General features: G+C 40.7%; 22 protein-coding genes. 14 read left to right on the forward strand and 8 right to left on the reverse strand.

The window, feature by feature from the left end:
* Positions 1 to 182: 182 nt before the first annotated feature.
* On the reverse strand, positions 183 to 962 hold the full coding sequence (locus FTU05_RS10900; protein WP_180165308.1) for a ferredoxin--NADP reductase: 780 nt from the start codon (positions 960 to 962) through the stop codon (positions 183 to 185).
* Between the two features lie 106 nt (positions 963 to 1,068).
* On the opposite strand from FTU05_RS10900, the gene tsaA reads away from it, so the two are divergent.
* The 5 genes from tsaA to FTU05_RS10925 all read left to right on the forward strand — a co-directional run bounded on the left by tsaA (position 1,069) and on the right by FTU05_RS10925 (position 6,383).
* Complete coding sequence (gene tsaA, locus FTU05_RS10905; protein ID WP_180165310.1) at positions 1,069 to 1,779, forward strand: tRNA (N6-threonylcarbamoyladenosine(37)-N6)-methyltransferase TrmO; 711 nt, start codon at positions 1,069 to 1,071, stop codon at positions 1,777 to 1,779.
* A 252-nt stretch (positions 1,780 to 2,031) separates the two neighbouring features.
* Positions 2,032 to 3,789 carry a GspE/PulE family protein gene (locus FTU05_RS10910; RefSeq protein ID WP_180027311.1) on the forward strand — a complete coding sequence of 586 codons (1,758 nt, stop codon included), beginning with the start codon at positions 2,032 to 2,034 and terminating at the stop codon, positions 3,787 to 3,789.
* A gap of 105 nt (positions 3,790 to 3,894) precedes the next feature.
* Positions 3,895 to 4,257, forward strand: a complete 363-nt coding sequence (locus FTU05_RS10915) for a NirD/YgiW/YdeI family stress tolerance protein (RefSeq protein ID WP_168379331.1) — start codon at positions 3,895 to 3,897, stop codon at positions 4,255 to 4,257.
* A 133-nt stretch (positions 4,258 to 4,390) separates the two neighbouring features.
* Positions 4,391 to 5,059, forward strand: coding sequence for a response regulator transcription factor (locus tag FTU05_RS10920; protein ID WP_180064109.1), 669 nt, complete (start codon positions 4,391 to 4,393; stop codon positions 5,057 to 5,059).
* Between the two features lie 4 nt (positions 5,060 to 5,063).
* Complete coding sequence (locus tag FTU05_RS10925; protein ID WP_180165312.1) at positions 5,064 to 6,383, forward strand: HAMP domain-containing sensor histidine kinase; 1,320 nt, start codon at positions 5,064 to 5,066, stop codon at positions 6,381 to 6,383.
* 175 nt (positions 6,384 to 6,558) lie between these two features.
* Here FTU05_RS10925 and hemP read toward each other — a convergent pair whose 3' ends face one another.
* The gene (hemP, locus tag FTU05_RS10930) at positions 6,559 to 6,729 is read right to left on the reverse strand and encodes a hemin uptake protein HemP (protein WP_078189103.1); all 171 of its coding nucleotides are present in this window, start codon (positions 6,727 to 6,729) and stop codon (positions 6,559 to 6,561) included.
* A gap of 147 nt (positions 6,730 to 6,876) precedes the next feature.
* On the opposite strand from hemP, the gene FTU05_RS10935 reads away from it, so the two are divergent.
* Entirely contained in the window at positions 6,877 to 7,776 is a 900-nt protein-coding gene (locus FTU05_RS10935; protein ID WP_180165315.1) for an NUDIX domain-containing protein, read from the forward strand.
* A 445-nt stretch (positions 7,777 to 8,221) separates the two neighbouring features.
* Here FTU05_RS10935 and FTU05_RS10940 read toward each other — a convergent pair whose 3' ends face one another.
* Together FTU05_RS10940 and mrcB are read right to left on the reverse strand one after the other, a co-directional pair.
* Positions 8,222 to 8,743: a tetratricopeptide repeat protein gene (locus tag FTU05_RS10940; RefSeq protein WP_257230116.1), complete on the reverse strand. Its 522-nt coding sequence runs from the start codon at positions 8,741 to 8,743 to the stop codon at positions 8,222 to 8,224.
* A gap of 37 nt (positions 8,744 to 8,780) precedes the next feature.
* Positions 8,781 to 11,174 (reverse strand): penicillin-binding protein 1B, encoded by a 2,394-nt coding sequence (gene mrcB / locus FTU05_RS10945; RefSeq protein ID WP_180005249.1) that lies wholly within the window; start codon positions 11,172 to 11,174, stop codon positions 8,781 to 8,783.
* A gap of 152 nt (positions 11,175 to 11,326) precedes the next feature.
* Here mrcB and FTU05_RS10950 point away from each other — a divergent pair, with 152 nt between their 5' ends.
* Positions 11,327 to 12,265 carry an NAD(+) kinase gene (locus tag FTU05_RS10950; RefSeq protein WP_078189100.1) on the forward strand — a complete coding sequence of 313 codons (939 nt, stop codon included), beginning with the start codon at positions 11,327 to 11,329 and terminating at the stop codon, positions 12,263 to 12,265.
* Between the two features lie 2 nt (positions 12,266 to 12,267).
* On the forward strand, positions 12,268 to 12,534 hold the full coding sequence (locus FTU05_RS10955) for a YeaC family protein (RefSeq protein ID WP_078189099.1): 267 nt from the start codon (positions 12,268 to 12,270) through the stop codon (positions 12,532 to 12,534).
* 51 nt (positions 12,535 to 12,585) lie between these two features.
* Here FTU05_RS10955 and FTU05_RS10960 read toward each other — a convergent pair whose 3' ends face one another.
* Positions 12,586 to 13,890, reverse strand: coding sequence for an IS4 family transposase (locus FTU05_RS10960; protein ID WP_168379863.1), 1,305 nt, complete (start codon positions 13,888 to 13,890; stop codon positions 12,586 to 12,588).
* A gap of 136 nt (positions 13,891 to 14,026) precedes the next feature.
* The gene (locus FTU05_RS10965; protein ID WP_180095084.1) at positions 14,027 to 15,025 is read right to left on the reverse strand and encodes a glycosyl transferase family protein; all 999 of its coding nucleotides are present in this window, start codon (positions 15,023 to 15,025) and stop codon (positions 14,027 to 14,029) included.
* Positions 15,026 to 15,433: 408 nt separating this feature from the next.
* Here FTU05_RS10965 and FTU05_RS10970 point away from each other — a divergent pair, with 408 nt between their 5' ends.
* On the forward strand, positions 15,434 to 16,780 hold the full coding sequence (locus FTU05_RS10970) for a dicarboxylate/amino acid:cation symporter (protein ID WP_180009487.1): 1,347 nt from the start codon (positions 15,434 to 15,436) through the stop codon (positions 16,778 to 16,780).
* 170 nt (positions 16,781 to 16,950) lie between these two features.
* Positions 16,951 to 18,093: an acyl-CoA dehydrogenase family protein gene (locus FTU05_RS10975; RefSeq protein ID WP_180165317.1), complete on the forward strand. Its 1,143-nt coding sequence runs from the start codon at positions 16,951 to 16,953 to the stop codon at positions 18,091 to 18,093.
* Positions 18,094 to 18,238: 145 nt separating this feature from the next.
* On the opposite strand, the gene FTU05_RS10980 is transcribed toward FTU05_RS10975, so the two are convergent.
* Positions 18,239 to 18,769 (reverse strand): DJ-1/PfpI family protein, encoded by a 531-nt coding sequence (locus tag FTU05_RS10980; RefSeq protein ID WP_180041486.1) that lies wholly within the window; start codon positions 18,767 to 18,769, stop codon positions 18,239 to 18,241.
* A gap of 572 nt (positions 18,770 to 19,341) precedes the next feature.
* Between FTU05_RS10980 and pheA the strand changes: the two genes are divergently transcribed.
* The 4 genes from pheA to FTU05_RS11000 all read left to right on the forward strand — a co-directional run bounded on the left by pheA (position 19,342) and on the right by FTU05_RS11000 (position 24,349).
* Positions 19,342 to 20,451, forward strand: a complete 1,110-nt coding sequence (pheA, locus tag FTU05_RS10985; RefSeq protein WP_180165319.1) for a prephenate dehydratase — start codon at positions 19,342 to 19,344, stop codon at positions 20,449 to 20,451.
* Between the two features lie 69 nt (positions 20,452 to 20,520).
* Complete coding sequence (gene hisC / locus FTU05_RS10990; RefSeq protein ID WP_180165321.1) at positions 20,521 to 21,612, forward strand: histidinol-phosphate transaminase; 1,092 nt, start codon at positions 20,521 to 20,523, stop codon at positions 21,610 to 21,612.
* A 3-nt stretch (positions 21,613 to 21,615) separates the two neighbouring features.
* Positions 21,616 to 23,865, forward strand: coding sequence for a bifunctional prephenate dehydrogenase/3-phosphoshikimate 1-carboxyvinyltransferase (locus tag FTU05_RS10995; RefSeq protein WP_180165323.1), 2,250 nt, complete (start codon positions 21,616 to 21,618; stop codon positions 23,863 to 23,865).
* Positions 23,866 to 23,977: 112 nt separating this feature from the next.
* A complete protein-coding gene (locus FTU05_RS11000; protein WP_180106863.1) occupies positions 23,978 to 24,349 on the forward strand; it encodes a hypothetical protein in 372 nt (123 codons plus the stop codon).
* An 84-nt stretch (positions 24,350 to 24,433) separates the two neighbouring features.
* Here FTU05_RS11000 and FTU05_RS11005 read toward each other — a convergent pair whose 3' ends face one another.
* Complete coding sequence (locus FTU05_RS11005) at positions 24,434 to 24,958, reverse strand: hypothetical protein (RefSeq protein WP_180005241.1); 525 nt, start codon at positions 24,956 to 24,958, stop codon at positions 24,434 to 24,436.
* Positions 24,959 to 25,102 lie beyond the last annotated feature (144 nt).

A 25,102-nucleotide genomic window follows, 5' to 3' on the forward strand; every position in this document is an offset into this window, starting at 1 on the left:
TACTTCATGTACAACCATCATTTTAAAGGCGAAGCTATAATCACGTTGTGTGCGTTTAACTCGTTGTTCTTGTGCATGTTCCATAAAATAAGTCTCTTAAGGTGTAAACTTATTTCAGGACGGGACAGCATATAGATAAAAAAAAAGCGCATGATGACATGCGCTTTTTAATTTTCAGCTAATTATTTTTCAACGAATGCACGTTCAAACACGTAGTCGCCTAGAACGCCCATCTTAGGAGATTCTTTCAGACCGTGCTGGTCAAGTAGTGCAGCAACGTCGTCTAGGAATGCAGGTGAACCGCAAAGCATTGCGCGGTCAGTTTCAGGGTTGAAACGTGGAAGCCCAATTTTTTCGAAAAGTTGTCCAGATTCAATGGCAGTTGTTACACGGCCTTGAGTATGGAATTCTTCACGAGTTACCGTAGGGTAGTAAACCAATTTTTCTTTCGCGCCTAATTCACCAAAGAATTCGTGGTTAGGAATTTCATCTAAGATTAAATCTTGATAAGCCAATTCCGAAATGAAACGTGTACCATGTACAACGATGATTTTTTCAAAACGTTCGTAAGTTTCAGGGTCACGAATTACAGAAAGGAACGGTGCAAGACCTGTACCTGAAGAAAGTAGGTATAAGTTTTTACCAGGGTTTAAGTCATCTAGAACCAACGTACCTGTAGGTTTTTTAGATACTAAAATTTCATCGCCAACTTTTACTTTTTGTAAAATAGACGTTAAAGGACCATCTGGAACTTTAATAGAGAAAAACTCTAATTCTTCTTCATAGTTTGCGCTTGCAATAGAATAAGCGCGCATTAAAGGCTTACCATTTACTTCAAGGCCGATCATCACAAATTGACCGTTTTTAAAACGTAACGCAGTATCGCGAGTGGTTTTAAAAGAGAATAAAGTGTCATTCCAATGGTGGACGTGAGTAATCTTTTCGACGTTAAAAGCAGCCATTAAAGGTCTCAATAAAATTATCAAATTAGAACAGCTTACTATTCTAATCTAAAATCATTCTCGATAAACTGAATATATTTAATTGAACTTATCAGAAAAAGTGATTATGTCTGAGCTTAAAATGCCAATTATCGGGTATATGAAATCTCCCTACCGAGAAAAATTTGGTATTCCACGTCAGCCGAATTTGGTGCAAGTCGAATCTTATATTGAAATGGTGGAACCTTATAACGATTTATTGGCTTTCGAAGGGATTGATGATTTTAGTCATCTTTGGCTGATTTGGCAGTTTCATGAAAATAAAAATGCAGATTCGACAAAATTTCGTCCGCAAGTTCGCCCACCACGTTTAGGTGGTAATCAAAAAATCGGGGTATTTGCGACACGAAGTATGTACCGACCGTCACCAATGGGCTTGTCGGTTGTGCAGCTCAAAGCGGTGAAAAAAATTGGTAAATCGGTTCGCGTCTATGTTGTCGGTAGCGATTTGTTGGATGGAACACCAATTTTAGATATCAAACCGTATATTCAATATTCAGATGCAGTGATGGATGCGCAAAGTGGTTATGCGCAGGATGAGCCAGAAAGAAAATCTGTGATTTGGTCAGAGCACGCTGAGCAACAAAAACAGGTATTTTTGAATAATGGCAATTTAACCGAACAATTAACAGCAGAACTGGAACAAGTATTGAGTTTAGATCCACGTCCTGCTTATCAGCATGATGATGAACGTGTGTATGGCATGTTATTTGGTGGATTGAATGTAAAATTTCAGGTCTGTGATCTACAAATTCTGATTATTGATATATCTCAATAAAAAAAGGAGCTTTTAGCTCCTTTCAATTGCCTTTTGCATTTTTTAGGACTTCATCTTGGATTTCATCAGCCATGCTGTATTCTAGGTCTTTCAGATGGCGTTCAACTTCGTAATATTGTCCTTTTAATTCAGCATAGCCGAGCGTTACATCTTATTTACGTTCTAGGCAATTACACACCTGCTGCGCCCAATTTATCTAATGTGATGTCAAAAACTTGCTATAGTAGTTTTATGTTTGGGGAACATAGAACAATGACTTTTAATTTTGAAATTGACACTTCTTGGTGTTTAGACCAATTACAAAAAGATGGACGTATTACTGAACGGGACAAAATACTGATTCAAACCACGCACCGTCAGCGTGAGCAGTTGAAATGGCATCCTCTACAATGGATTGCCAATTTTAATTTAGTCGATCAGAGTCATCCGCAGTCTACCTTAACATTGAATAGACTTTGCCAATGGTTGGCAGAAAAGTCTGGAGTACCGTTTTATATTATCGATCCTCTAAAAGCTGATGTGCCTGCTTTGACAGCCATTATGTCTCAGGAATTTGCAGTACGAAATCGCATTTTAGCGGTTGAATTACAAAATGAGCATGTGCTGATTGCAACGGATCAACCTTATAAAAATGAATGGATTGCCAATTTAGAGAGAACGGTATTACCACGCAAGATTCAGCGTGTATTACTCAGTCCAGATCAACTACAGCGATATTTGGTTGAATATTACCAAGTGAGTCGTGCGGTCAGTAATTCGCAAAAATCATCGAGTTATGACCGTGAAAATAAAGGCGTTGAAGCGCTATTACAATTAGGTGATACACAAAATCCAGATGCCAATGATCAGCATATTGTGAAGCTTGTGGATTGGGTCTTACAGTTTGCCTTCGAACAAGGTGCAAGTGATATTCACCTCGAGCCGCGTAAAGATACAGGAAAGGTGCGTTTTCGTATCGATGGGGTATTACATACCATCTACAACATGCCCGCAAATACCCTGACAGCCGTGGTCTCGCGAATTAAGATCTTAGGTCGGATGAATGTGGCTGAAAAACGTAAACCGCAAGATGGACGTTTAAAAACCCGTACACCCAAAGGCCAAGAAACAGAGCTACGTTTATCGACGCTGCCAACAGCCTTTGGTGAAAAGTTAGTCATGCGTATTTTTGACCCTGAAGTCTTGGTACGTAGTTTCCAACAGCTCGGTTTTGAAGGGCGTCTGTTGGATGATTGGAAAGCATTAACCAGTCATAGTCACGGTATTATTTTAGTGACCGGTCCGACGGGTTCGGGTAAAACCACCACGCTTTATTCATCGCTCAAGCAATTGGCAACTGAAGAAGTGAATGTCTGTACGATTGAAGACCCGATTGAGATGTTAGAGCCGAGCTTTAACCAAATGCAGGTGAATACAGGGATTGATTTGGGCTTTGCTGATGGTGTACGGGCTTTAATGCGTCAAGACCCTGACATTATCATGGTCGGGGAGATACGAGATCATGATACGGCAAATATGGCGATCCAAGCTGCATTAACAGGTCATTTGGTGCTTTCAACTTTACATACCAATGATGCACCATCGAGTTTGACGCGATTACATGACCTAGGTATTCAGCCTTTTTTAACCGCAGCGACCATATTAGGGGTTTTGGCACAACGTCTAGTTCGTCAACTCTGTCCACATTGTAAGCGTGAGACTTTTATCAATGAACAAGAGTGGAAACATCTGACCTTTGAATATGCGATTCAAATGCCTGATTTTGTTTACGAGGCGGTGGGCTGTGATGAATGCCGTCAAACGGGTTATAAAGGCCGTGTGGGAATTTATGAATTTATGCCACTCAGTATTGAAACCAAGCAATTGATTGGTGCTAATGCAGATCTAACCCAACTACGTACACAGGCTCGTAAAGAGCATGTCGAGCCATTACGAATTGCCGGTGCGCGTAAAGTACTTGCAGGGGTAACCACTTTAGAAGAAGTCCTGCGTGTCGTGCCGCTCAACTAATGGTTCGATCAAAGTAAATAAAAACGTCTTTGCAGCTTAAGATTCGACTCATCTTGCTTTGTTTAAATAGCGCTATCGAAATAGACAAAGTAAGAGAGACCGAAGATGAAAACATTCACTCAATTGGTATGTGGTTTAGCATTTGCAGGTGTGGCATCGGTTGCAGTCGCGAATACAGCCGTTAATCAAACAGCAGTTGCACCGATGAAAACCACATCTGTGAAACATGCCTTAGGCTTAAAAGATGATAGTAAAGTTCAATTGAAAGGTTATGTTGTGAAATCGATGGGCGATGAAAAATATCAGTTCCGCGATAGCACAGGCAGCATTACAGTGGATATTGATGATGAACTTTGGCAAGGCAAAGCGATTTCAGCTAAAACACCGGTAACGCTCATTGGAGAAATCGACATTGATTACAAACCAACAAAACGTGTTGAAGTGGATGTCGATCAAGTAAAATTTTAATTTAGCCTGTCATTCAATACAGTGCTGCGCCATGAAAAAAACCACAGCAAGCTGTGGTTTTTTTATGATATGAGTAGATATGAGCAAAAGTTCGATACACTGAAGTCGGAACCATAGAAATAGGGTAGGTAAGATGCGAATTTTATTGGCAGAAGATGATGCATCCCAAGCAGACAGTATAAAAACATGGCTTGAAATGGATGGCTATAGTGTCGATTGGGTTGAGCGAGGCGATCACGCTATTTTGGCTTTAGAACAACATCAATATGATTGCATACTTTTAGATCGTGGCTTACCAAAAGTAACTGGTGATGAAATTTTAAAACGTATCGTACAGTTGCATCCGCTTACACCAGTTTTATTCATTACTGCTCGTGACAGTATTGCAGATCGTGTTGAAGGTTTAGATCTGGGAGCCCATGATTATTTGGTGAAACCTTTTAGCTTGGAAGAGTTGTCAGCAAGGGTACGTGCCCAATTACGTTTGCATCATCAGCAGCGTGATAATTCTCTGACTTTCGGGGAATTAAGTTTAGATGTACTAGCCAAAACGCTGCGTAAAAATGCGGAATTGATTACGCTGACATCGCGTGAATATCAAATTTTGCATAAGATGATGTTGAATCCTGAGCATATTATGACGCGTAGCCAACTCGAAGAATCGCTCTATGCATGGGGCGATGAAGTGGAAAGTAATGCGATCGAAGTTTTTATTTACCAATTGCGTAAGAAGATTGGCAGTGATTACATTAAAACCTTAAGGGGCTTGGGTTATCGCATGAATCTTCCTCAACAAAGTTAAGTCTATGAGTGATAAAAAAAGCATTTCCTTGCAGTCGCAACTGATTAAAACTTCACTGCTCAGTGCAATTTGGGCGGGAGCAATCTCTCTGTGTCTGATGTTGGGATTTGGTCTGTATCACATCATGAGTGTACATGATGCCCTGATGGACGAAGTGGCTGACATGCTCACTGCTACTGATCTCACGCTGAAGCAAGACGAACAAATAGATGAGTTGAGTGAAGAGTTTGATATGCAATATCAACTCATACAAGGGTCGCAAGTCTTAACCACGTCGGAACAACATACAGCATTTGAACATCAGTCCAATATAAAACAAGGATTACATTATCAATGGAGAGACGGCGCGCTTTGGCGTAGCTATGCACTTCAGGAGGATGGATTAACCGTACAAATCGTTCAACCGATGAAAACACGGCTGAGAGAAACGCTGCAAAGCGTACTAGGCTATGCAGGGATTCTGTTGATTGTCTGGTTGATCCAATGGCTATTACTACATATTTTGATTAAACGTCAATTGAAAGTTTTACAGCTATTTTCAAAACAAATCGCTGAAAAAAATGTAGATGACTTACAAGCCATCGTCTTAGCTGAACCTGTATTACAAGAACTAGAGCCGATCCAAACACAGCTGAATTTTTTATTAAGCCGATTAGATCAAGCCTTAGAGGCGGAACAGCGTTTTACCTCCGATGCCTCACATGAATTACGCTCACCGCTGTCTGCGATTCAAATGCGACTTCAGGTATTAAAACGAAAATATCCCGACATTCAGCAGGATTTATTGAGCATACAGCACGATGTTAATCGAGGAACACGGGTTTTAGAAAATCTACTGATTTTGGCGCGGCTCGACCCGACGCAATCGGAGCAATTAGATAAAAAACAGAACGACTTAGAACAGCTGAGTTTACAAGTCCTTGATGCTTTACAGCCTTTTATTGAAGAAAAGCAGATCGAATTGAAGCTACAGAGTCACACTGTACGGTTTGCTATGAATGCCGAATTGATGTTTAGCTGTCTGCGAAACTTAGTCGATAACGCCATCCGCTATAGTCCTGAGCAAGGACAGGTCAAGATTGATTTAACGGCTTCAGCGCAGCAAGCGACTTGGACGATCGAAAATCAAGGTGCAGGACTGACAGCCGCAGAATTGCAACGCATTGGCGAACGGTTTTACCGCGTATTAGGAACAAAGACACAAGGTTCAGGTTTAGGCATTTCAATTGCACAAAAAATTGTACAGTTACATCAAGGTCATTTAAGTGTGGATGCCTCTGAACTGGGCGGCTTAAAGGTACAACTCACTTTTCCAATCCGCTAAAAACACGATTTGCTCTATTGAATTTGAGCGAAAGAGTGTTGTGAGAGGAAGATGAGTGTTGCGATTTAAATTAAGTTTGAGTAGCTATAAAACTTAAAAAGCAGTAAGCGGATGGCTTACTGCTTGTGTCCACGATTATTTTTATTGCGCTGATAATTATTATTTTTATCAGAAATTATTTGGTCAAAATAAGGCGATTATTTCGTGTTAAACGTAGTCGATATTCTTCACCTGCATGCATAATTCGAATTTCACGTCCTAAGGCAAAAAGGTTGTTTGAATGTAGCATTGGCAGTGAGTGGTGTGCTTCATTGCTACGAGTAAAAAGGCTAAATGGTGCGTTCATTCCGTCGACTCCGTGGTGTATTTCTGAATGGTTTAAATGATAATCATTATCGAATAGGCCTGTCAACGGTAATTTTAGGATTTTATAAAAAAGATAAATTTGCTTACACTTGGATATCAATTGGAACAGAGTAGAGAGCAGGGAACTATGTCGAAACCGCAAATCGATGTCGCCATTGCGATTTTATTGCATCAAGACAAAGTACTGGTGGGTTGGCGTGAAGCAAAACAACATCAGGGCAATAAACATGAGTTTCCGGGTGGTAAAGTCGAGCAGGGTGAAAGTCCTGAACAAGCTTGTCGTCGTGAAATTTTTGAAGAAGTTGGCATTGGTTTACATGACTGGCATGCTTTTGATTTTATTCAGCATGAATATGATGATGTCATTGTGAAATTACATTTATTTCATGCCACTGTCCCGCATGCGTTGCTGAATGAAATCCAAAAGCCATGGGCCTGGTATTCACGTCAACAACTGATGAGCTTGAATTTTCCAAAGGCCAATCAAGCTATTTTGCAGCGTTTATATTGGCAGCAACAGATCAAAATCACTGCTGATCTACCAACATTTGAAACGCTTCAAGAGACGCTGTTGTATTATTGGCGAGTCGATGCCAGCGCAGAAAATGCAGAGGCATTAAATCAATTACCAACAGTGATTTTAAAACAACTGATGATTAATGAAGATCTATGGTCATTGCTCTCTACAGAGGTGCAAGCACATATTTCGGCTTTACATCTTAAGCAGTACCAATTGCTGAAAAAAAATAAAGGTGATTTACAGCTTGGGAAGCGCTATATCGCCGCTTGTCATGATCAAGTTTCTACGTTGCATGCGCAAAAAATTGGCTGTGATGCCATCTTTATTAGCCCAGTTCTGGCGACACAAAGTCATTCAGAGGCGCAAGGAATGGGATGGGCGCATTTTTCTGAGATTGCACGAAGCATAGAGATCCCTGTTTTTGCTTTAGGTGGAATGCGTCCTGAATTGCTAACTATTGCACAGCAACATCATGCTTATGGGGTGGCAGGTATTCGTAGTTTTTAAATTAAAAACTGATGTTACGCAGTAACATAAGACGCACAGTTTGCTTCAGATAAAAGAATGATACGTGGTAAGGTCATCCGCAAGTGTTTGAGACAGGACTCCTTCTAATCAAAAATGGTTTTGCGATACTTTGAATAATTTGACGCTAGTGAACGAGTTTTGCGGTGAGGAGCATTGTTTTGTAAGAGTACCTCCAGCCGAAGGCTAATCCCTTTATTCAAACCCTAGATGTAAGACTCCGTTGAATAGACTTAAAAACCATTTTTAATATGCGAAATTACTTTTAGGTGCGTAACATCAGTTAAAAATACGTGCATTGAATTAAATTTGTATTTGAAAGTCGATATTCAGATTTAAAATAACTTTTAGAAATAAACTTACTTTTAGTATGTAATGAATAAAAAAGCCTGATCTCAATTAAGATCAGGCTTTTTTATGGGGGTGCTTAAAGAGCTTTAATGGCTTGTTGTGCTTTTTGAATGGTGCTGCTTTTCTTTTGCATTTGACCGGCTTTTAAAACAACATTCCAAAGCTGTTGTTTCATCGGCTTGGTTTGAGCATAGCTTAATCCACGCAGTGCCAACGATTCTGCATTCGCAGGCTGATTTTTTCGATTGGCGATCATTGCCAAATATAAAAAAGTTTCCGCAGATTGCGGTGCCAAACGCTGTGCTTGAGTTGCCGCACTTTCAGCTTCATTCCATTTTCCATTGGCATAAGCGGTTTGCGTACTTTTCATCAATTTTTTGAATGCAGGCAAGTCGCGGCCATCATCAAATTTTTGAATTTGGGTTTTCTGCTCAGGAATAACGATGCGTTGACGTTTAATTTCTGGATGGTCATATGGCGTAATAATGACCCCAGAAGAGTCATGGATATCTGCCTTTTTTTCAGGTGGAGCAGGCGGCTTTTGCTCAGGTTCGACTATGGTTTGGCAACCAGCCAAAATGATCGTCAAAACGCTCAGAATACTGAACGTTTTTAAAACTTTAATGTTTTGCAATTTAATTTGTATACTCTCCACTTGAGATGATGCGAGGTTGATCAGATGAACCCTGATCATTATCGACATCACTTTCACGAATGTAGTCACCTAAACTATCATTTTGTTCCTGAGTTGGCTGCGTCTCTTCAGTATCAACTGTGTAAGGTTCTACTTCATATTGTGTCGAACCACATGCCGTAGCCTGATTTGGAATAGAGTTGCGCGACAGAGGAATATACATCGCACCTGTACAATGCTGTGCAGATAAATTACCTGAATAACGGTCTAACCAATGCCACTGTACGCTGTCTGGTTGACGTAAATTAACTGGTTTTTGACGTAACTGCTTCATGACATTGGTCCAAACAGGAAGTGCTCCTGACGAACCAGTTAAGCCTGTGACTTTGTTGTTGTCTAAACCTAACCAAACCACACTTAAGTAATTACCTGAATAACCTGCAAACCATGAGTCACGCGTATCATTGGTTGTTCCTGATTTACCTGCAAGTTTAAGTGAAGCCGGTAATGATGCATAAGCAGAACGGCCTGTCCCTGAACTCATCACTTGTTGTAAACCGTAGTTCAAGATAAAGGCTGCATCAGGTGCAATAGTCGGTTGTACCGTTAAGCTATAACGATCTAATAAACGACCATTGGCATCGACCACTGAACGAATAGCTTTCACTGGATATTTGAAGCCACCGGTTGCAAAGTTTCCATAGACACTCATGACTTCCATCGGTGACATATCGATAGCACCGAGGTAAATCGAAGGGTAGCTTGGAATATTAGAAGTCACACCAAACTTTTTCAGATGGTTAATAAAAGTCGACATACCGAACTCTTGACCTAAGCGTACCGCAGAGAGGTTATACGAGTTTGATAGGGCATCGACCATTGGTACGACACCATGTGCGCCACCACTATAGTTTTTCGGTGTCCAAGCTTTGCCATCACTTTGAATGCTGATAGGACTGTCTTCGATTTGACTCGCCCAGTTATAACGGTTGGATTCTATCGCACTGAGGTAAATCACAGGTTTTAGCAATGAACCGACTTGACGTTTAGCATCCATTGTACGGTTAAAGCCGGTAAAGTCCTGCGTTGAACCGACTGCTGAAACCAATTCACCATTTTCAGGATGAGACACCAATACCGCGCCTTGTAATTCTTTTAAGCGTGCTGGATTGGCATTGCTTAAACGGGCCACAGATTCTTTAAATGCAGTTTGTACACGGGTTTGTGCAATCGGGTCCATCGCGGTGAAAATACGCAGACCTTGATTGGTCAAATCGCTTTCTTGGTATTCAGTACGCAGTTGACGACGCACGATATCCATATAGTCTGGGAAGCGAGAAGGGCCCAATGTTGGTTTTGTAATGACATTTAATGGACGTGCAGACTCAGTTTCATATTGTTCCTGAGTTAAATAGCCCATCACCACCATATTGTTCAACACAATATTACGGCGTTTAATCGCACTTTCAGGGTTTTTCCACGGATTAAATAGAGTTGGACCTTGAACCAAACCGACTAAATACGCCTGCTGAGCAATATTTAGTTCACGTAGGGGTAAACCAAAATAGAATTGTGAGGCTAAACCATAACCATTGATGGAATAGTTACCGTTTTGACCTAAGTTCACTTCGTTTAAATAAGCTTCAAGAATTTCATCTTTGTCATAGTGAAGTTCAATCAGCATGGCCATTAAGGCTTCGTTGGCCTTACGCTTAATGGTTCTCTCAGGCGATAAATAAAAATTTTTCACCAATTGCTGAGTGAGGGTCGAACCACCTTGACGTTTTCCGCCTGTGACATTACTCACAATGGCACGTGCTGTACCACGAATCGAAATACCATGATGTTGATAGAAATTGCGGTCTTCGGTAGCAATTAAAGCTTGGATTAAAGGCTTAGGCACTTTATCAAGTTTGATCAGCACACGGTCTTCATTGTGCTGAGGATAAATACCACCAATTAACATCGGCTCTAAGCGGGCAATACCACTACTTGAAGGCTTGGTTGCACTCACTTCAGTGATTTGATCTTCACCAAAGGTCACTTTAAGGACTTGTTCAGGGTCGACACTATCACCAAAGTCAAAACCACGCGTATGGATATAGGTCACATTGCCAGAAGTAACGTAACTCCCTGTTTTCGCATAGCTATCTTGAGCGTTATAGCCCAAAAGTTTCAGTTCTTGGTTGAGGTCTGCTTGGCTTACAGGCGCATTGGTATAAATTTCTAAAGGACGAGCAAATACCTTGGCTGGAATATCCCAACGTTGACCTTCGAATTTATCCCGTACAATATTATCTAGACGAATAAGATAAATGCTGAACACGAGAAATCCGCCGATAATCAACAGCGAAAAAATCAGTGCAATTATGCCTATGCCACGTTCAGACTTCATAAATAGTGATAATACCCTGAGAAATTTTGCTAATCATGCGAAGCTTTTCAGTATTTTGCAATATTTAAACTGTTATATGTATGCAAAATATTGGAAGCTACTTCACTAAAGTCGAAACTTTAAAGTTTTTTTAAATCATTTCTGTTAGTGATATGATACCAATGAGGCGAAGCGGAGCAAAAGCGCAGGTGCAAATTTCACATAAATCATTTCGAAACATTGGGTTGATTGGTCGTCCAGACAAATCATCAGTGATCGAAACCCTATGTTTGATCCACGATCATATTTTGAGTTTGGGATTACATCCTGTATTTGATACGCAAACAGCGCAGCTGGTTCCCTACAATAATACTCAGACGGTCAGCCGTAATTTATTGGGTGAAGTTGTCGATTTGGTGATCGTTGTCGGAGGTGATGGTTCATTGCTTCATGCCGCACGTGCCTTGGTGAAATATAATACCCCTGTGATTGGGGTGAACCGTGGTCGTTTGGGCTTCCTGACCGATATCAAACCGACAGAAGTGATTTTCAAGTTAGATCAAGTGCTCAAAGGTGAGTTTCAGCTAGACCGACGTTTCTTGTTGGAAATGGAAATTCGCTCGAAAGGCGAGTCGATTTATGATGCTGTAGCTTTAAATGATATTGTGCTGCACTCGGGTAAATCGGTACACATGATCGACTTTGAACTGAATATTGATGGGCAATATGTATACCGCCAACACAGTGACGGTTTAATTGTTTCGACACCAACCGGCTCTACAGCTTATGCATTATCTGGTGGTGGTCCGATTGTCCACCCAAGTATGGATGCGATTGCCTTAGTGCCAATGCATCCACATACTTTGTCGTCACGGCCGATTGTCGTCGGCGGACAAAGCGAAATTAAAATTTTGATTCGTGAAAATCGTGTTCTACCAATGGTCAGTGCCGATGGTCAACACAGTGTATCATTGGGTGTAGGCGATAGTTTACATATCCGCAAACATCCATTTAAGCTCAACTTATTACATCCACCTGGTTATGACTTCTATATGGCATGTCGTACCAAGCTAGGCTGGAACCAAGATTTTGACTCATTAAAGCAGGATTAATTATGAATATTGAACAGATGCTTGCCGTACTCGATCCTGAAATTGTTGGTCGATTAAAAACGGCAATTGAAATTGGTAAATGGCCAAATGGCGTAGCGCTGACTCAAGAACAACGTCAAATTTGTATGCAAGCGGTGTATGCATGGGAAATTAAACATTTGCCAGAAGATGAGCGTAGTGGTTATATCGACCGCGGGACCAAAGAAGAAGATGAGCATTGCGACTCGCATGTGGAAGAACCTGAGTTCAAGCCGATTCGTTTCGTTTAATCCGTTTTCTGTCTGATTGAAAAAGCCAGCTTAATGCTTAATGCCAGTCAGTTAAGAGATTGACTGGCTTTTTCTTGGGTATTTTTGAGGTTTTCCTTTTACAACCCTTGGATAACTCCTCACTCTTCTCTCAGGTATAACATACCGATTAGATTTCTCCATTAAACTTTCCAGATGTTTGGGGAGATTACCTGCAGAAGCCAAAGAGTCGAATCTGAGTAAATTAAGAAGGGCAATAGATGCAATATGAAAACTGATTCTCAAAGGACTTACTTTAGCTCGTTGAGCCATATGTTTCATTTGTCGTCTCAGAACATTATAGGCAATCAAGACACCCCATAATTCTTGATAAATTAAGTCTGGTTGCTTGCTTCTTAAGAGCTTACCTTTCTGCAAATTGCTTTTAATTTCTCGGTAACACATTTCAATTTCCCAACGCTGAGCATATAACTTTGCCAAGGCTATAAGTGGGTATGTCTTTGAATCTAATAATGAAGTAATGTAACGTCTGATTTTTCCTGCCTGCTCAACTTCAATCAAACGTGCCTCCCAATAATCCCCTAACGTTGGGTTAAGCTTCTTGGCTCTAGGTGATATTGGCATCCTGATATGAAAATCATGTGGGGAATTCCGTTTAATAATTTCATAACGTAAATTATCTTTTGCTCGCATCAGCCAATGACTTGATTCTGCACGTGTTTGCCACCCTATTAGAAAATCAGCAGAGAAATAAGCTCGATCAAATAATGTAATACTTTGTGCTGGAGGAGATAATTGATTTGCTAATGTGAGTTCACCCTGATCCATACTGCCTATTTGGGCATCTATGATTTCATGGGTATTGGTATTGACTAGGCACGTGGCTCTCACTTGTGGGTAAGGTGCTACAGCAGTTTTACCTTTAGATGAGCCAAAATGATTAAAGTTCTCTTCGGTCAGCGGCATAGACCAAACCACCCCATCAACAGCACATATGCTAAGTCCTTGAAAGCTTGAATATTGTTGCTGTGTTTCATCAAACCATGCTTGGCTGAGCAGAGAGAATAAGGTACTTAAAGGCTCTTGTCCTAAACGTTGTCGTGCTTGGACTGCTGCACTAGGAACACAATATTCTGTTGTACCAAACACGAGGTTTAATTGCTCTACAACATAGCTGATGGGTTGATTTCGAAACAAGGCAAGCCCAATAACAAGCCAAACCACATGCTCAGCAGGTAATTTTCTCCTTCTGATTGATGCCTTACCTGTTTGATGCAGGCTTGTTTCAATCCAATTTAAATCAATAAGTTCACAAAAATGGTTGAGTGATGGGAGAGAATGTTCAAGAGTGGATTCTAAATGTTCAGATAAAGACATAAAAAAATGAGCGTATTTACATACACTCATTTTTACTACATTTTACTAAAATTTGCTTAACTGACTGGCATTAAGCTTAATGCTGGCTTTTTATTGGCTTGATGCATGCCTAAATTTTTTGCTTCATACTGCTTATTTAAGCGTGACGATTTGCCCACATGGTTTTGGCAGTTTGCATTGCATCATCAAAACTTGCGACGGCGCCCATGGTATACAGTGCGATTCCCATGGTTTCGGTCACTGCGATTTCACCATATTCATGTGTCTGCTGACCGTCCCAAACGGCTTTAAAAACGGCCAAATCAAGTTCTTCTTCGACTGGACTACGGTTGTCCGTCAGTTTAGGCAACTCATGTTCATACATTTCACCATCCTTGATGCCACAAATTAAGGTTTTTGCATCGGGGTTACGTTCGAATTCACCACCTTCACCCTTAATGACAGCACTATTTTGATAACCCAATTGGAATGCCGCACGTTGGTGTGATCCACGATAGGCTGGATGGAAAATCGCTTGCATGGTGGCTTTGGCATTAAATGGATTTATCAGACGCGCAAGGGTGTGAATTGGGGAACGTAAGCCCATGACATTGCGTAGTGAAATTAAATCACTGAGTATTGGTGAAATGACGTCGAGCGGAATATAAGCAAAATGACGTTGTATAAGCTGCTGTTCCACATCTGTATCATTTTGGCAAATAGGAAAACCCAAATACTCTAATACTTGTTCTGTATAAAGGCGGTTAATGGTATGACCTGAAGCGCCATGCATTACGACATTGTAGCCGTGTTTTGCCAGCGTTAATGCGGCCAATAAAAACCAAGGATAATGTTTGCGTTTACCTGCATAAGATGACCAATCTAAATCGACATCAAGCTTTTTAAACTTGAGCTGATCACGTGTGGCTTGGACAAAGCCTGTCAGTTCATCGACAGATTCTTCTTTTACACGCAATAACATCAAGAAAGCGCCCAATTGAACGTCTAAAACCTCATCTTTTAAGATCATGCTGAACGCTTGGTAGGCTTCATCATAAGTGAGAGAACGTGCGCCATTTTTACCTTTACCCACGATACGGACAAATTGCGCAAAAGGATGTTCAAAATCTTTGTAAATATTTCGTTTATTGTTCATGCAAATACTGGGCTTAAAATTAGGACTTAAGGATAGTTTACTTCTATAGTTGGTATTTTTCAGCCTGATAACAGGTTTAAAAAAGGATGTCTTTAGACTATCGTCTAATAAACTCGGTCTATTATTTAACCGAAATTAACATTTGTGGCAGAACAAGCCATTAAAAAACAGGTAAAATTTAACCTACTTTAGTATGTGTTTCATCTCCTGATCAATGCGCTGATTTTATATCAGGTTCTGATGTGATTATTTAATCACCATACATATTTCGTTTTTCTGTATTTGGCTAAGTCAAATACCTTTGGTGCTCTTTTGTCGAAGACAAAGGGGTTTTGGGCTGTTTATTTTTTGAAAATAGACAAAAACTGAATATTTCTTTGAAGCAGAAATATATCGTGAAGTAATGTCATGGCTAAAAAACCAATTTATAAGTCACTATATTTTCAAGTGATCGTTGCCATTATTGCGGGTGTATTGGTGGGGCATTTCTCACCAAGTGGCACACAAATTATCAATGGTACCGAGCAATACGTAAAAGGCTGGGGTGAATTGTTCTATCCACTAGGACAAGGTTTCATCAAGCTTATTAAAATGATTATTGCACCTGTGATCTTCTGTACCGTGGTGAGTGGTATTGCAGGTATGGAAAGCATGAAATCTGTGGGTAAAACAGGTGGTGTCGCTTTACTATACTTCGAAATTGTTTCGACCATCGCACTCATCATTGGTCTTGCAGTAATTAATATTGCAAAACCAGGTGTAGGCATGAACGTAGATCCAGCATCTTTAGATACTTCAGGTATTTCTAAATATGTTGAATCTGGTGCAGCACAATCTACCCAAGATTTCTTTATGAATATCATCCCAAACACCGTTGTTGGTGCGTTTGCTGAGGGTGAGATTCTTCAAGTTCTATTATTTGCCTTATTATTTGGTTTTGCATTACATAAACTTGGTGATGCAGGTAAGCCTGTATTGAAGTTTATTGATCAAATTGCACATGTATTCTTTAACATTGTAAACATGATCATGAAGCTTGCGCCAATTGGTGCCTTCGGTGCGATGGCTTATACCATTGGTAAATATGGTATCGGTAGTTTGGCGCAATTGGGTCAGTTGATCATCTGCTTCTATATTACCTGTTTGCTGTTTATTTTCCTTGTACTTGGCTCAATTGCACGTATTTGCGGTTTCAGTATCCTCAAAATGATTCGTATGATTCGCGAAGAACTCTTGATCGTACTAGGTACGTCATCTTCAGAATCTGTACTGCCACGTATGTTGAAAAAACTCGAACTTGCTGGTGCAGAAAAATCTGTAGTGGGTCTTGTTATTCCAACAGGTTATTCATTTAACCTAGATGGTACGTCTATTTACCTAACCATGGCAGCAATCTTTATTGCACAAGCGACCAATACACCGCTTGATATTTCGCATCAGATTACTTTGTTATTGGTTCTACTCATTTCATCTAAGGGTGCTGCGGGTGTGACAGGTTCAGGCTTTATTGTCATGGCTGCAACACTGTCTGCTGTGGGTCATATTCCTGTTGCTGGTTTGGCATTGATTCTTGGTATTGACCGTTTCATGTCAGAAGCACGTGCATTAACAAACCTTGTAGGTAACTCATTGGCAACGATTGTGGTTGCAAAATGGGTGGGTCAATTAGACAAAGAAAAACTGGATTTTGCTTTGGCAAACCCTGAAGAAATTGACCGTCAGATGCAAGAAGAAGGTAATGCACATCATGCCTAAGGCTGATGCTGTGATGTAAAAGATGTAATTAAAAAGGAAGCTTCGGCTTCCTTTTTTAATGCAAGGTCAAAGCCAAATTTGAACGCTTTAGTTTTTAGGCATGACGGCTGTTCTAAACTGCAATAGGATGGAGCTCAACAAAATAACAAACTCAACCAAGGAAGAAACACATGCTAGCTTATGATGCAGACTTAGAATTATTTCGAGATAACTTTCGCCGCTTTATGGCAGAGCATGTCGCACCACATTATGAGCAATGGGAACGTGAAGGCATTATGCCGCGTTCAGTATGGAATGCTTTGGGTGAAAATGGCTTTTTATGTGTAGATGTACCTGAAGAATATGGCGGCTATGGCGTCCCAACGCATTATTCACTGATGCTAGTCGAAGAATCTGCGCGAGCAGGTTTTAGTGCATTATCGACAGGTATTTCATGCCATTCTGAAATTGCGGCGCCTTATATTTTGCACATTGGTTCAGAAGAACAAAAACAATATTGGTTACCGAAAATGGTCACAGGTGAGGTGGTCGGTGCTATTGGTATGACAGAGCCGGGAGCAGGTTCGGACTTGCAGTCTATGCGCAGTAGTGCAATTTTGCAGGGCGATTATTATCTACTCAATGGCTCGAAAACTTTTATTTCAAATGGTCAACATGCAGACCTTGTGGTATTGGCTGCGAAAACTGATCCACAAGCACGTGCCAAAGGTGTGTCATTACTTTTAGTCGATACACATTTGGATGGATTTAAGAAAGGTACCAACCTCTACAAAATTGGTCTGCATGCGCAAGACACGTCAGAGTTGTTTTATGACAACGTCAAAGTGCCAAAAGAGCAACTTTTGGGTCAAGCTGGACAAGGCTTTGCTTACTTGATGCAAGAGTTACCGCGTGAACGTACCGCAATTGCCTCGACTGCAATTGGTGCGATTCGCGGTTCCATTGATGTGGCAACGCAGTATGTTAAAGAGCGACAAGCGTTCGGACAGGCGATCGGACAGTTCCAAAATACTCGTTTTGTCTTGGCACAGGCTAAGATTGACGAATTGGCTACAGCGGCATTTTATAATCATAATGTTGAACTTTATATGCAAGGCAAACTTGATGTTGAAACTGCAGCAGCACTCAAGAGCTTCTCTACCGATATGCAAATGAAAGTGGCCCATAATCTACTTCAATTATTTGGTGGCTATGGTTATATGACCGAATATCCAATTTCACGTTTCTTTGTCGATGCACGTATTCAGCAAATCTACGGTGGCACCAATGAAATTATGAAAGAAATCGTGGCACGAAGTATTTTAGGTCGATAAACAATTTATCAGGCTGAAATTAAAATAGCGAAGTGAAGACTTCGCTATTTTTTTGACAATGTATTTCTATAGTGACGATGTATTTCTATAGATTTACGTGTTTGAATTAGATTATGCAGTTGAGTGTAAGTGAATATATTGAGATCTATGATAATGACGGTTGCCCCAAAACTTGTAGACAGACTTCAATAAATTCAGGCGTATCTAAAGTACTGCGAGACGATATATACAAGTTATTATCATTCACGACCGATTGATCCGACACCACCACACCTGCGTTTAATAAAGCGGATTTCAGCGTTTCAGATTGGGCGAAATGACGACCTTGTATGACACCAGCTTCTAATAACAGCTGTGGACCATGGCAACTGCTCAAAATCGGCTTTTGGCTATCTGCAAAATTACGAACAAAATAGATAAAACGGTCATCTAAAGCGAGTTTCTCGGGTGAATAACCGCCGGGGATAAACAAGGCATCAAAATCGTGCACAGAGGCATCGTCGATACTTTGGTCAATGGTGATCTGGGAACGGCGTTTCATGCCGTAAACAATTTTTCCAACCTGATCTTCGATATTGATAATGCTGTGCCGAGCGGCTCGAAAGGCCTCCACAGGCTCAAGGTACTCAATATCTTCAAAATCGTAGGTCACTAACACTGCAATTTTCTTGTGCATACTTGTACCTATGGGTCTGTTATTTTTTTTCTGATATTTAGACTACAAAGCCATGATAAAAATTACCTGTGTCTTTTGTAATAAATGCGTCAATGACTGTAAACACTAGATGAAAGTGCCTATTAAGTCACTGAAAAAACGATCAATGACCAAGTGTTTATACAGATCATCTTTAAGTTTCAAATTATTTCTATGCCATGAAAGCCAAGTTTTGAAATTTTTATTTTGCTTCAAGTATTGAGAGCAAAATTTAAAAATGAAACGACCAATGAAACAAATTGATTGATGGGCTTGTACAAGGGGATGGATCTGATGCAAATTTGGAGGAAAAGAGAAGGTCTATTTATTGTTCTAGTTAAGATGAATGATCAATAAAGCTGTCAAAAGGTAAGATTTGCCTTAATTATGGCTTTACCTATCAGTTTGGCTGTTTTGGCTCTTAAGTTAAGCTGATGAAGCTTTAATCAACTGTATGTTTTTAAGGCTGAAACCATCAAAGTCGTATTGCGCAACATTTGAAAGCTAACTATTGTTATACTGTTTGCAAAATTTTTTTGAAGGGCGACATAACAATGATCAACGATGATCAAAACACTCCGACTTCTCTGGACTTAGCTCAAATTCGTGAAGATATCGACTCTGTTGATATGCAGATTCAACAACTTATCAACCGTCGTGCGAAACTAGCTGAAGCTGTGGCAAAAGCAAAATTTGCTGCAGAAGAGAATCCATTGTTTTATCGTCCTGAACGTGAGGCGCAAGTTTTACGTAAAGTTATGGATCGTAACGAAGGCCCATTGTCTGATGTGACAATGGCACGTTTATTCCGTGAGATCATGTCGGCTTGTTTAGCCCTGGAAGCGCCGCAAAGTATTGCGTTTTTAGGTCCAGTCGGAACTTATACGCATTCGGCTGTTTTAAAACATTTCGGTCAAGACGCTGTTGTTCGCCCTCTTCCAACGATTGATGAAGTATTCCGCGAAGTAGAAGCAAGCAGCGCACACTATGGTTTAGTGCCTGTTGAAAACTCATCTGAAGGGGTGGTGAACCATACTTTAGATTGCTTTAAATCTTCACATCTCAATGTTATTGGTGAAGTTGAACTGCGTATTCATCACCAGTTCCTAGTGTCTGAAAACACACGTAAAGACAGCATTAAACAAATTTATGCACATCAACAAACTTTGGCGCAATGCCGTGGTTGGTTAGATGCACATTATCCGGGTGTAGAACGTGTTGCACTCAGTTCAAATGCAGAAGCGGCACGCCGTATTCGTAATGAATGGCACTCTGCGGCAATTGCTTCTGAAGTCGCTGCGAACATCTACAACCTCGAGATTTTGCATAGCAATATTGAAGACAATCCTGAAAACACCACACGTTTCTTGGTGATTGGTCGTGAAAAAGTGCCACCATCTGGCAATGATAAAACATCATTGTTGATTTCAGCGCATGACCGTGCGGGGGCGTTGCTTGAAATTCTTGCACCGTTTGCCAAGCATAATATTAGCTTAACAAGTATCGAAACACGTCCTGCATTACCAGAAAAATGGGCTTATGTATTCTTTGTGGACTTGGAAGGTCATGTTGAGCAAGAAAACGTGAAAGCGGCAATTGAAGAAATTCGTCCGTTAGTAAAAGAAATTCGTGTATTGGGTTCATATCCGATTGCTGTTCTTTAAGATCACAACTGTGATCAATTCCATCAGGAGTTGATCACCTTCATCATTTGAAAAAACTGGAAGTGTAAAATGACGTTTGTCCCAGCCAATGAAGGCATTGCAAAGCTAAAGCCTTACCAACCAGGTAAACCAATTAGTGAACTTGAGCGTGAGTTGGGTATTACAGATATCGTAAAACTCGCATCAAATGAAAACCCATTGGGTTGTTCTGACAAAGTGAAAGAAGCTGTTGCTGCTGAACTTGCAGAAATTGGTCGATATCCGGATGGTGGCGGTTTTATTTTGAAAGACCAAGTTGAAAAACAATTTGGTATTGCACATGACCGCATTACGTTGGGTAATGGTTCAAACGATCTTCTAGAAATTTTTGCTCGTGCTTTTGTTTCAGAGCAAGACTCTGTGGTGTATAGCCAACACGCATTTGCTGTGTATGGTCTGGTGACTCAAGCGATTAATGCTGAAGCGATTGAAGTGCCTGCAAAAGGTTTTTCACATGACCTAGATGCAATGGCTGCGGCAATTAAAGACAATACTAAATTGATTTTTATTGCGAACCCAAATAATCCAACAGGTACATGGTTTGAAGAAGCTGAATTTGAAGCGTTCATGCAAAAAGTACCTGCAAATGTGATCGTGGTTTTAGATGAAGCTTATGTGGAATATTTCCCAGAAAACTTCAACAGCTTAAAATTCTTAGATCAATACGCAAACTTAATTGTGAGCCGCACCATGTCTAAGTGCTATGGCCTGGCTGCACTACGTGTTGGGTTTGCTTTGGCTTCAGTTGAAGTGACGGATTTCCTCAATCGTATTCGTCAACCATTTAACGTGAACCATCTTGCGATGGTGGCTGCTGTTGCGGCACTCAAAGATGAAGCGTTTATTGAAAAATCACGTGTAGTCAATAAAGCGGGTATGGCGCAACTTGAGTCTGGTTTTAATGCTCTAGGTTTAGCGTATGTGCCTTCACGTGCGAACTTCATTTTAGTAAATGTAAAAGCAGATCCTGCACAGACTTTCAATGCTTTATTAAAAGAAGGTGTGATTGTTCGTCCAGTTGGTATCCCTGAGCATTTACGTGTATCAATTGGGACTGAAGCTGAAAATGCTAAATTCTTAGCTGCCTTGGCTAAAGTTTTGGGCTTAGAGGCTAAAGCTTAAGTCATGTCTGTGCCACTATTTGAAAAAGTTGCTTTTATTGGGCTTGGTCTGATTGGCTCAAGCCTAGCTCGCGTCATGATTGCTGAAGGTTTGGCTAAGGAAATTGTAGCGTCTACGCGTTCACAAAAAACTTTAGAAGATGCAAAAGCTTTAGGGCTTATTCAGCAGGGTTATAGCGATCCTGCTGAAGCGGTCAAAGGTGCAGATCTTGTTGTTTTGGCTTTACCTGTTCGTGCGACACAAAAAGTCCTTGAAGCGATCAAACCTTATCTATCCGAACAGACGATTATTACCGATGTTGGAAGTACCAAAGGCAATGTTGTTGATGCAGCTAAAGCGGTTTATGGTGAGCAATTACCTGCTGGTTTTGTACCGGGGCATCCGATTGCGGGGGCTGAACTAACAGGTGTGCATGCCGGTAAAGTGGATTTATTTGCTAATCACAAAGTGATTTTGACACCTTTACCAAGCAGTGCAGATTGGGCTGTAGAGAAACTAATTCAATTGTGGCAAGCTGCCAAAGCGGAAGTAATTTGCATGGATGTGGAAAAACACGATGAAGTGTTGGCCCATACCAGTCATCTTCCGCATTTGATGGCATTTAACTTGGTTGAGCAACTCGCGAACCGAGAAGACAATTTAGATATTTTCCGTTATGCCGCTGGCGGTTTTCGTGATTTCTCACGCATTGCTGCAAGCGACCCACATATGTGGCATGACATCTTTTTTGCCAATAAAAAGGCAATTTTAAATGCGGTAGATGGCTTTGAAAAACAATTGGCTATTCTTCGCAAACTGATTGAAGATGAAAACTCACAAGCGTTGATGGGACTGTTGGGACATGCACAAGCAGCACGTCAACATTTCAATCACATGCTCTCAAAGAAACCACTGATGGAGAAAAATAAAGTGACGACACAGCAATTCAAAATTTTACCGGGTCCAAAGCAATTCCAAGGTAAATTTACTGTGCCAGGTGATAAATCTGTGTCACATCGCTCTATCATGTTTGGTGCTATTGCAGAAGGTACAACGCACGTCACTGGTTTCCTTGAAGGTGAAGATGCCTTGGCAACCCTCCAAGCATTCCGCGATATGGGTGTAAGTATTGAAGGCCCTAAAAATGGTGAAGTCACCATTCATGGTGTAGGCATGCATGGTTTAAAAGCACCGGCAGGCGCTTTGTATATGGGTAACTCAGGCACTTCAATGCGTTTGCTTTCAGGTATGTTGTCGGCACAGAAGTTTGATTCGGTGATGACGGGTGATGCGTCATTATCAAAACGTCCAATGGAACGTATTGCCAAACCATTACGTGAAATGGGTGCGCAAATTCAAACTACAGGTGAGCGTGGTACGCCGCCCGTGTCTATTTCTGGAAGTCAAAACCTGAAAGGTATTCATTACGACTTACCAATGGCATCTGCACAAGTAAAATCAGGTATTTTGTTGGCTGGTCTTTGGGCGGAAGGTGAGACTGTTGTCACTGAACCAGAACCGACACGTGACCATTCTGAACGTATGCTTCGCGCATTTGGTTATGACGTGAAAACAGAAGGTAACCGAATTTCACTTCAAGGTGGCGGCAAGTTAGTCGGTACAGACATTCAAGTACCCTCTGACATTTCATCTGCAGCATTCTTTATGGTGGGTGCAGCGATTACCGAAGGTTCAGATGTCACTCTCGAAGCGGTCGGCATTAATCCAACCCGTACAGGTGTGATTGAAATTTTAAAACAGATGGGCGCTGACCTGACTGTTGAAAATGAACGTATCGCTGGCGGTGAGCCGATTGCAGATATTCGTATTCGTGGTTCACGTACACTCAAAGGCATTCATATGCCAGAAGATCAAGTGCCATTGGCGATTGATGAATTCCCAGCGTTATTTATTGCTGCTGCATGTGCAGAGGGTCAAACCATTTTGACTGGTGCAGCTGAACTTCGAGTGAAAGAGTCGGATCGTATTCAAGTGATGGCAGATGGCCTAAAAATTATGGGTATCGATTGTACGCCAACCGAGGACGGCATTATCATTGAAGGTCAAGGCAAAGCGGGTGAGTGGGGTGCAATCTTCACAGGTGGTCAAATCGAATCACATCATGACCACCGTATTGCAATGAGCTTCTCAATGGCAGGTTTACGTACTTCGGGTGAAATTAATATCGTGGGTACAGAAACTGTTGCGACCAGCTTCCCGACATTTACAGAGCTAGCGACTCAAGCCGGTTTAACGATTGCGGTAAGTGAATAAATAATTCACTAAATTTGTATATTTATTCAACAACAGCCAAGCAAATGCTTGGCTGTTTGGTTTTAATTGCTTATGCTAAAACCATACAACAAGAATGTCTTTGGATAGATACATGAGAAAACTACAATTCACCGCCCATAGCGATTCAAATCGAGTTGAAAGCAGTGCTGATACGCAAACTCAGGTTGCTGAATTATTGGCAAATAAATTAGAGCATTATGGCTTTCAAACGTTATCGCAAAGTGGTGATCAGATTGCAGTCAGTGTCGATCAACATGAATTGCCACTTTCAGTGACATGTCAGGGGCAGGATGAATCAGGTCGTCTAGTCTGTGAAATTACCTCTTATCCAGATGAAGACCAAGATTGGTTAGATCGTATTACTGAGCAAAGTTTGTTGAATCAATTGGCTCAAGCGGTCGAAAACAGTTTAAAAGAAGAAGACTCGTATAGTGAGTTTCAATGGAAACAAATGACGAAATGAACTGAAAAATTGAATTAAAAATCATCTATAAAAAAGCAGCATAGTGCTGCTTTTTTATTTTTTAACAGAATGTATTGAACAAGGTTATAGACATTCAATATTGATTGGATTAATGGTTCGATTGCTCTTTTTCACATAGTCACACATTTTTTCTGACTCTTGTTCATTGAGTCCCCAAAACACGATCACACCACGTTGATCAGTCAATTTACTATCGCTTAAATAAATATAATGGGTGTCATGATAGTTTTTATCGAGCATATCTTTATATTTTTGATCGGTAAAAGGTGAACAAGATGAAATTTCAGCTTCTTTACACACCGAGTCACTCGAACAGCGTTGCTTAAAGGTTGAAATCATATTCATGGTGTCTGTGCTGTTGAGCTGGGCTTCACACACTTGGCTATTGGGAAAGTCGTAGACCATCTTTAAGCTAAAATCACGACCATCGACATTCATCTTGTATGACGCTGTCAAATAGGCTTTGGGACCATCGTTCGCAGCAACCGTAGATGCTGGAAAATTCGTTGTTGTGGAAGGCGTTGAATTAAAATAATAGACCAAAGCTGCAATGCCTAGACTTAAAATCACAGCAACAATAAATTTCATTTTTCCCTCTAAATTTTATCTTAATTTTTCTGGGTATTATTTCTGTAGTTGATTATTTAAACAAGTAAATTATTGGTTTTTAGATAAAAAATTGAGGCGTAATCAAAATTAAACGAGCATCGGCTTAGGTCATTACATGTTGAA

Source organism: Acinetobacter sp. YH12049 (assembly GCF_013419875.1).
GTDB lineage: Bacteria > Pseudomonadota > Gammaproteobacteria > Pseudomonadales > Moraxellaceae > Acinetobacter > Acinetobacter amyesii.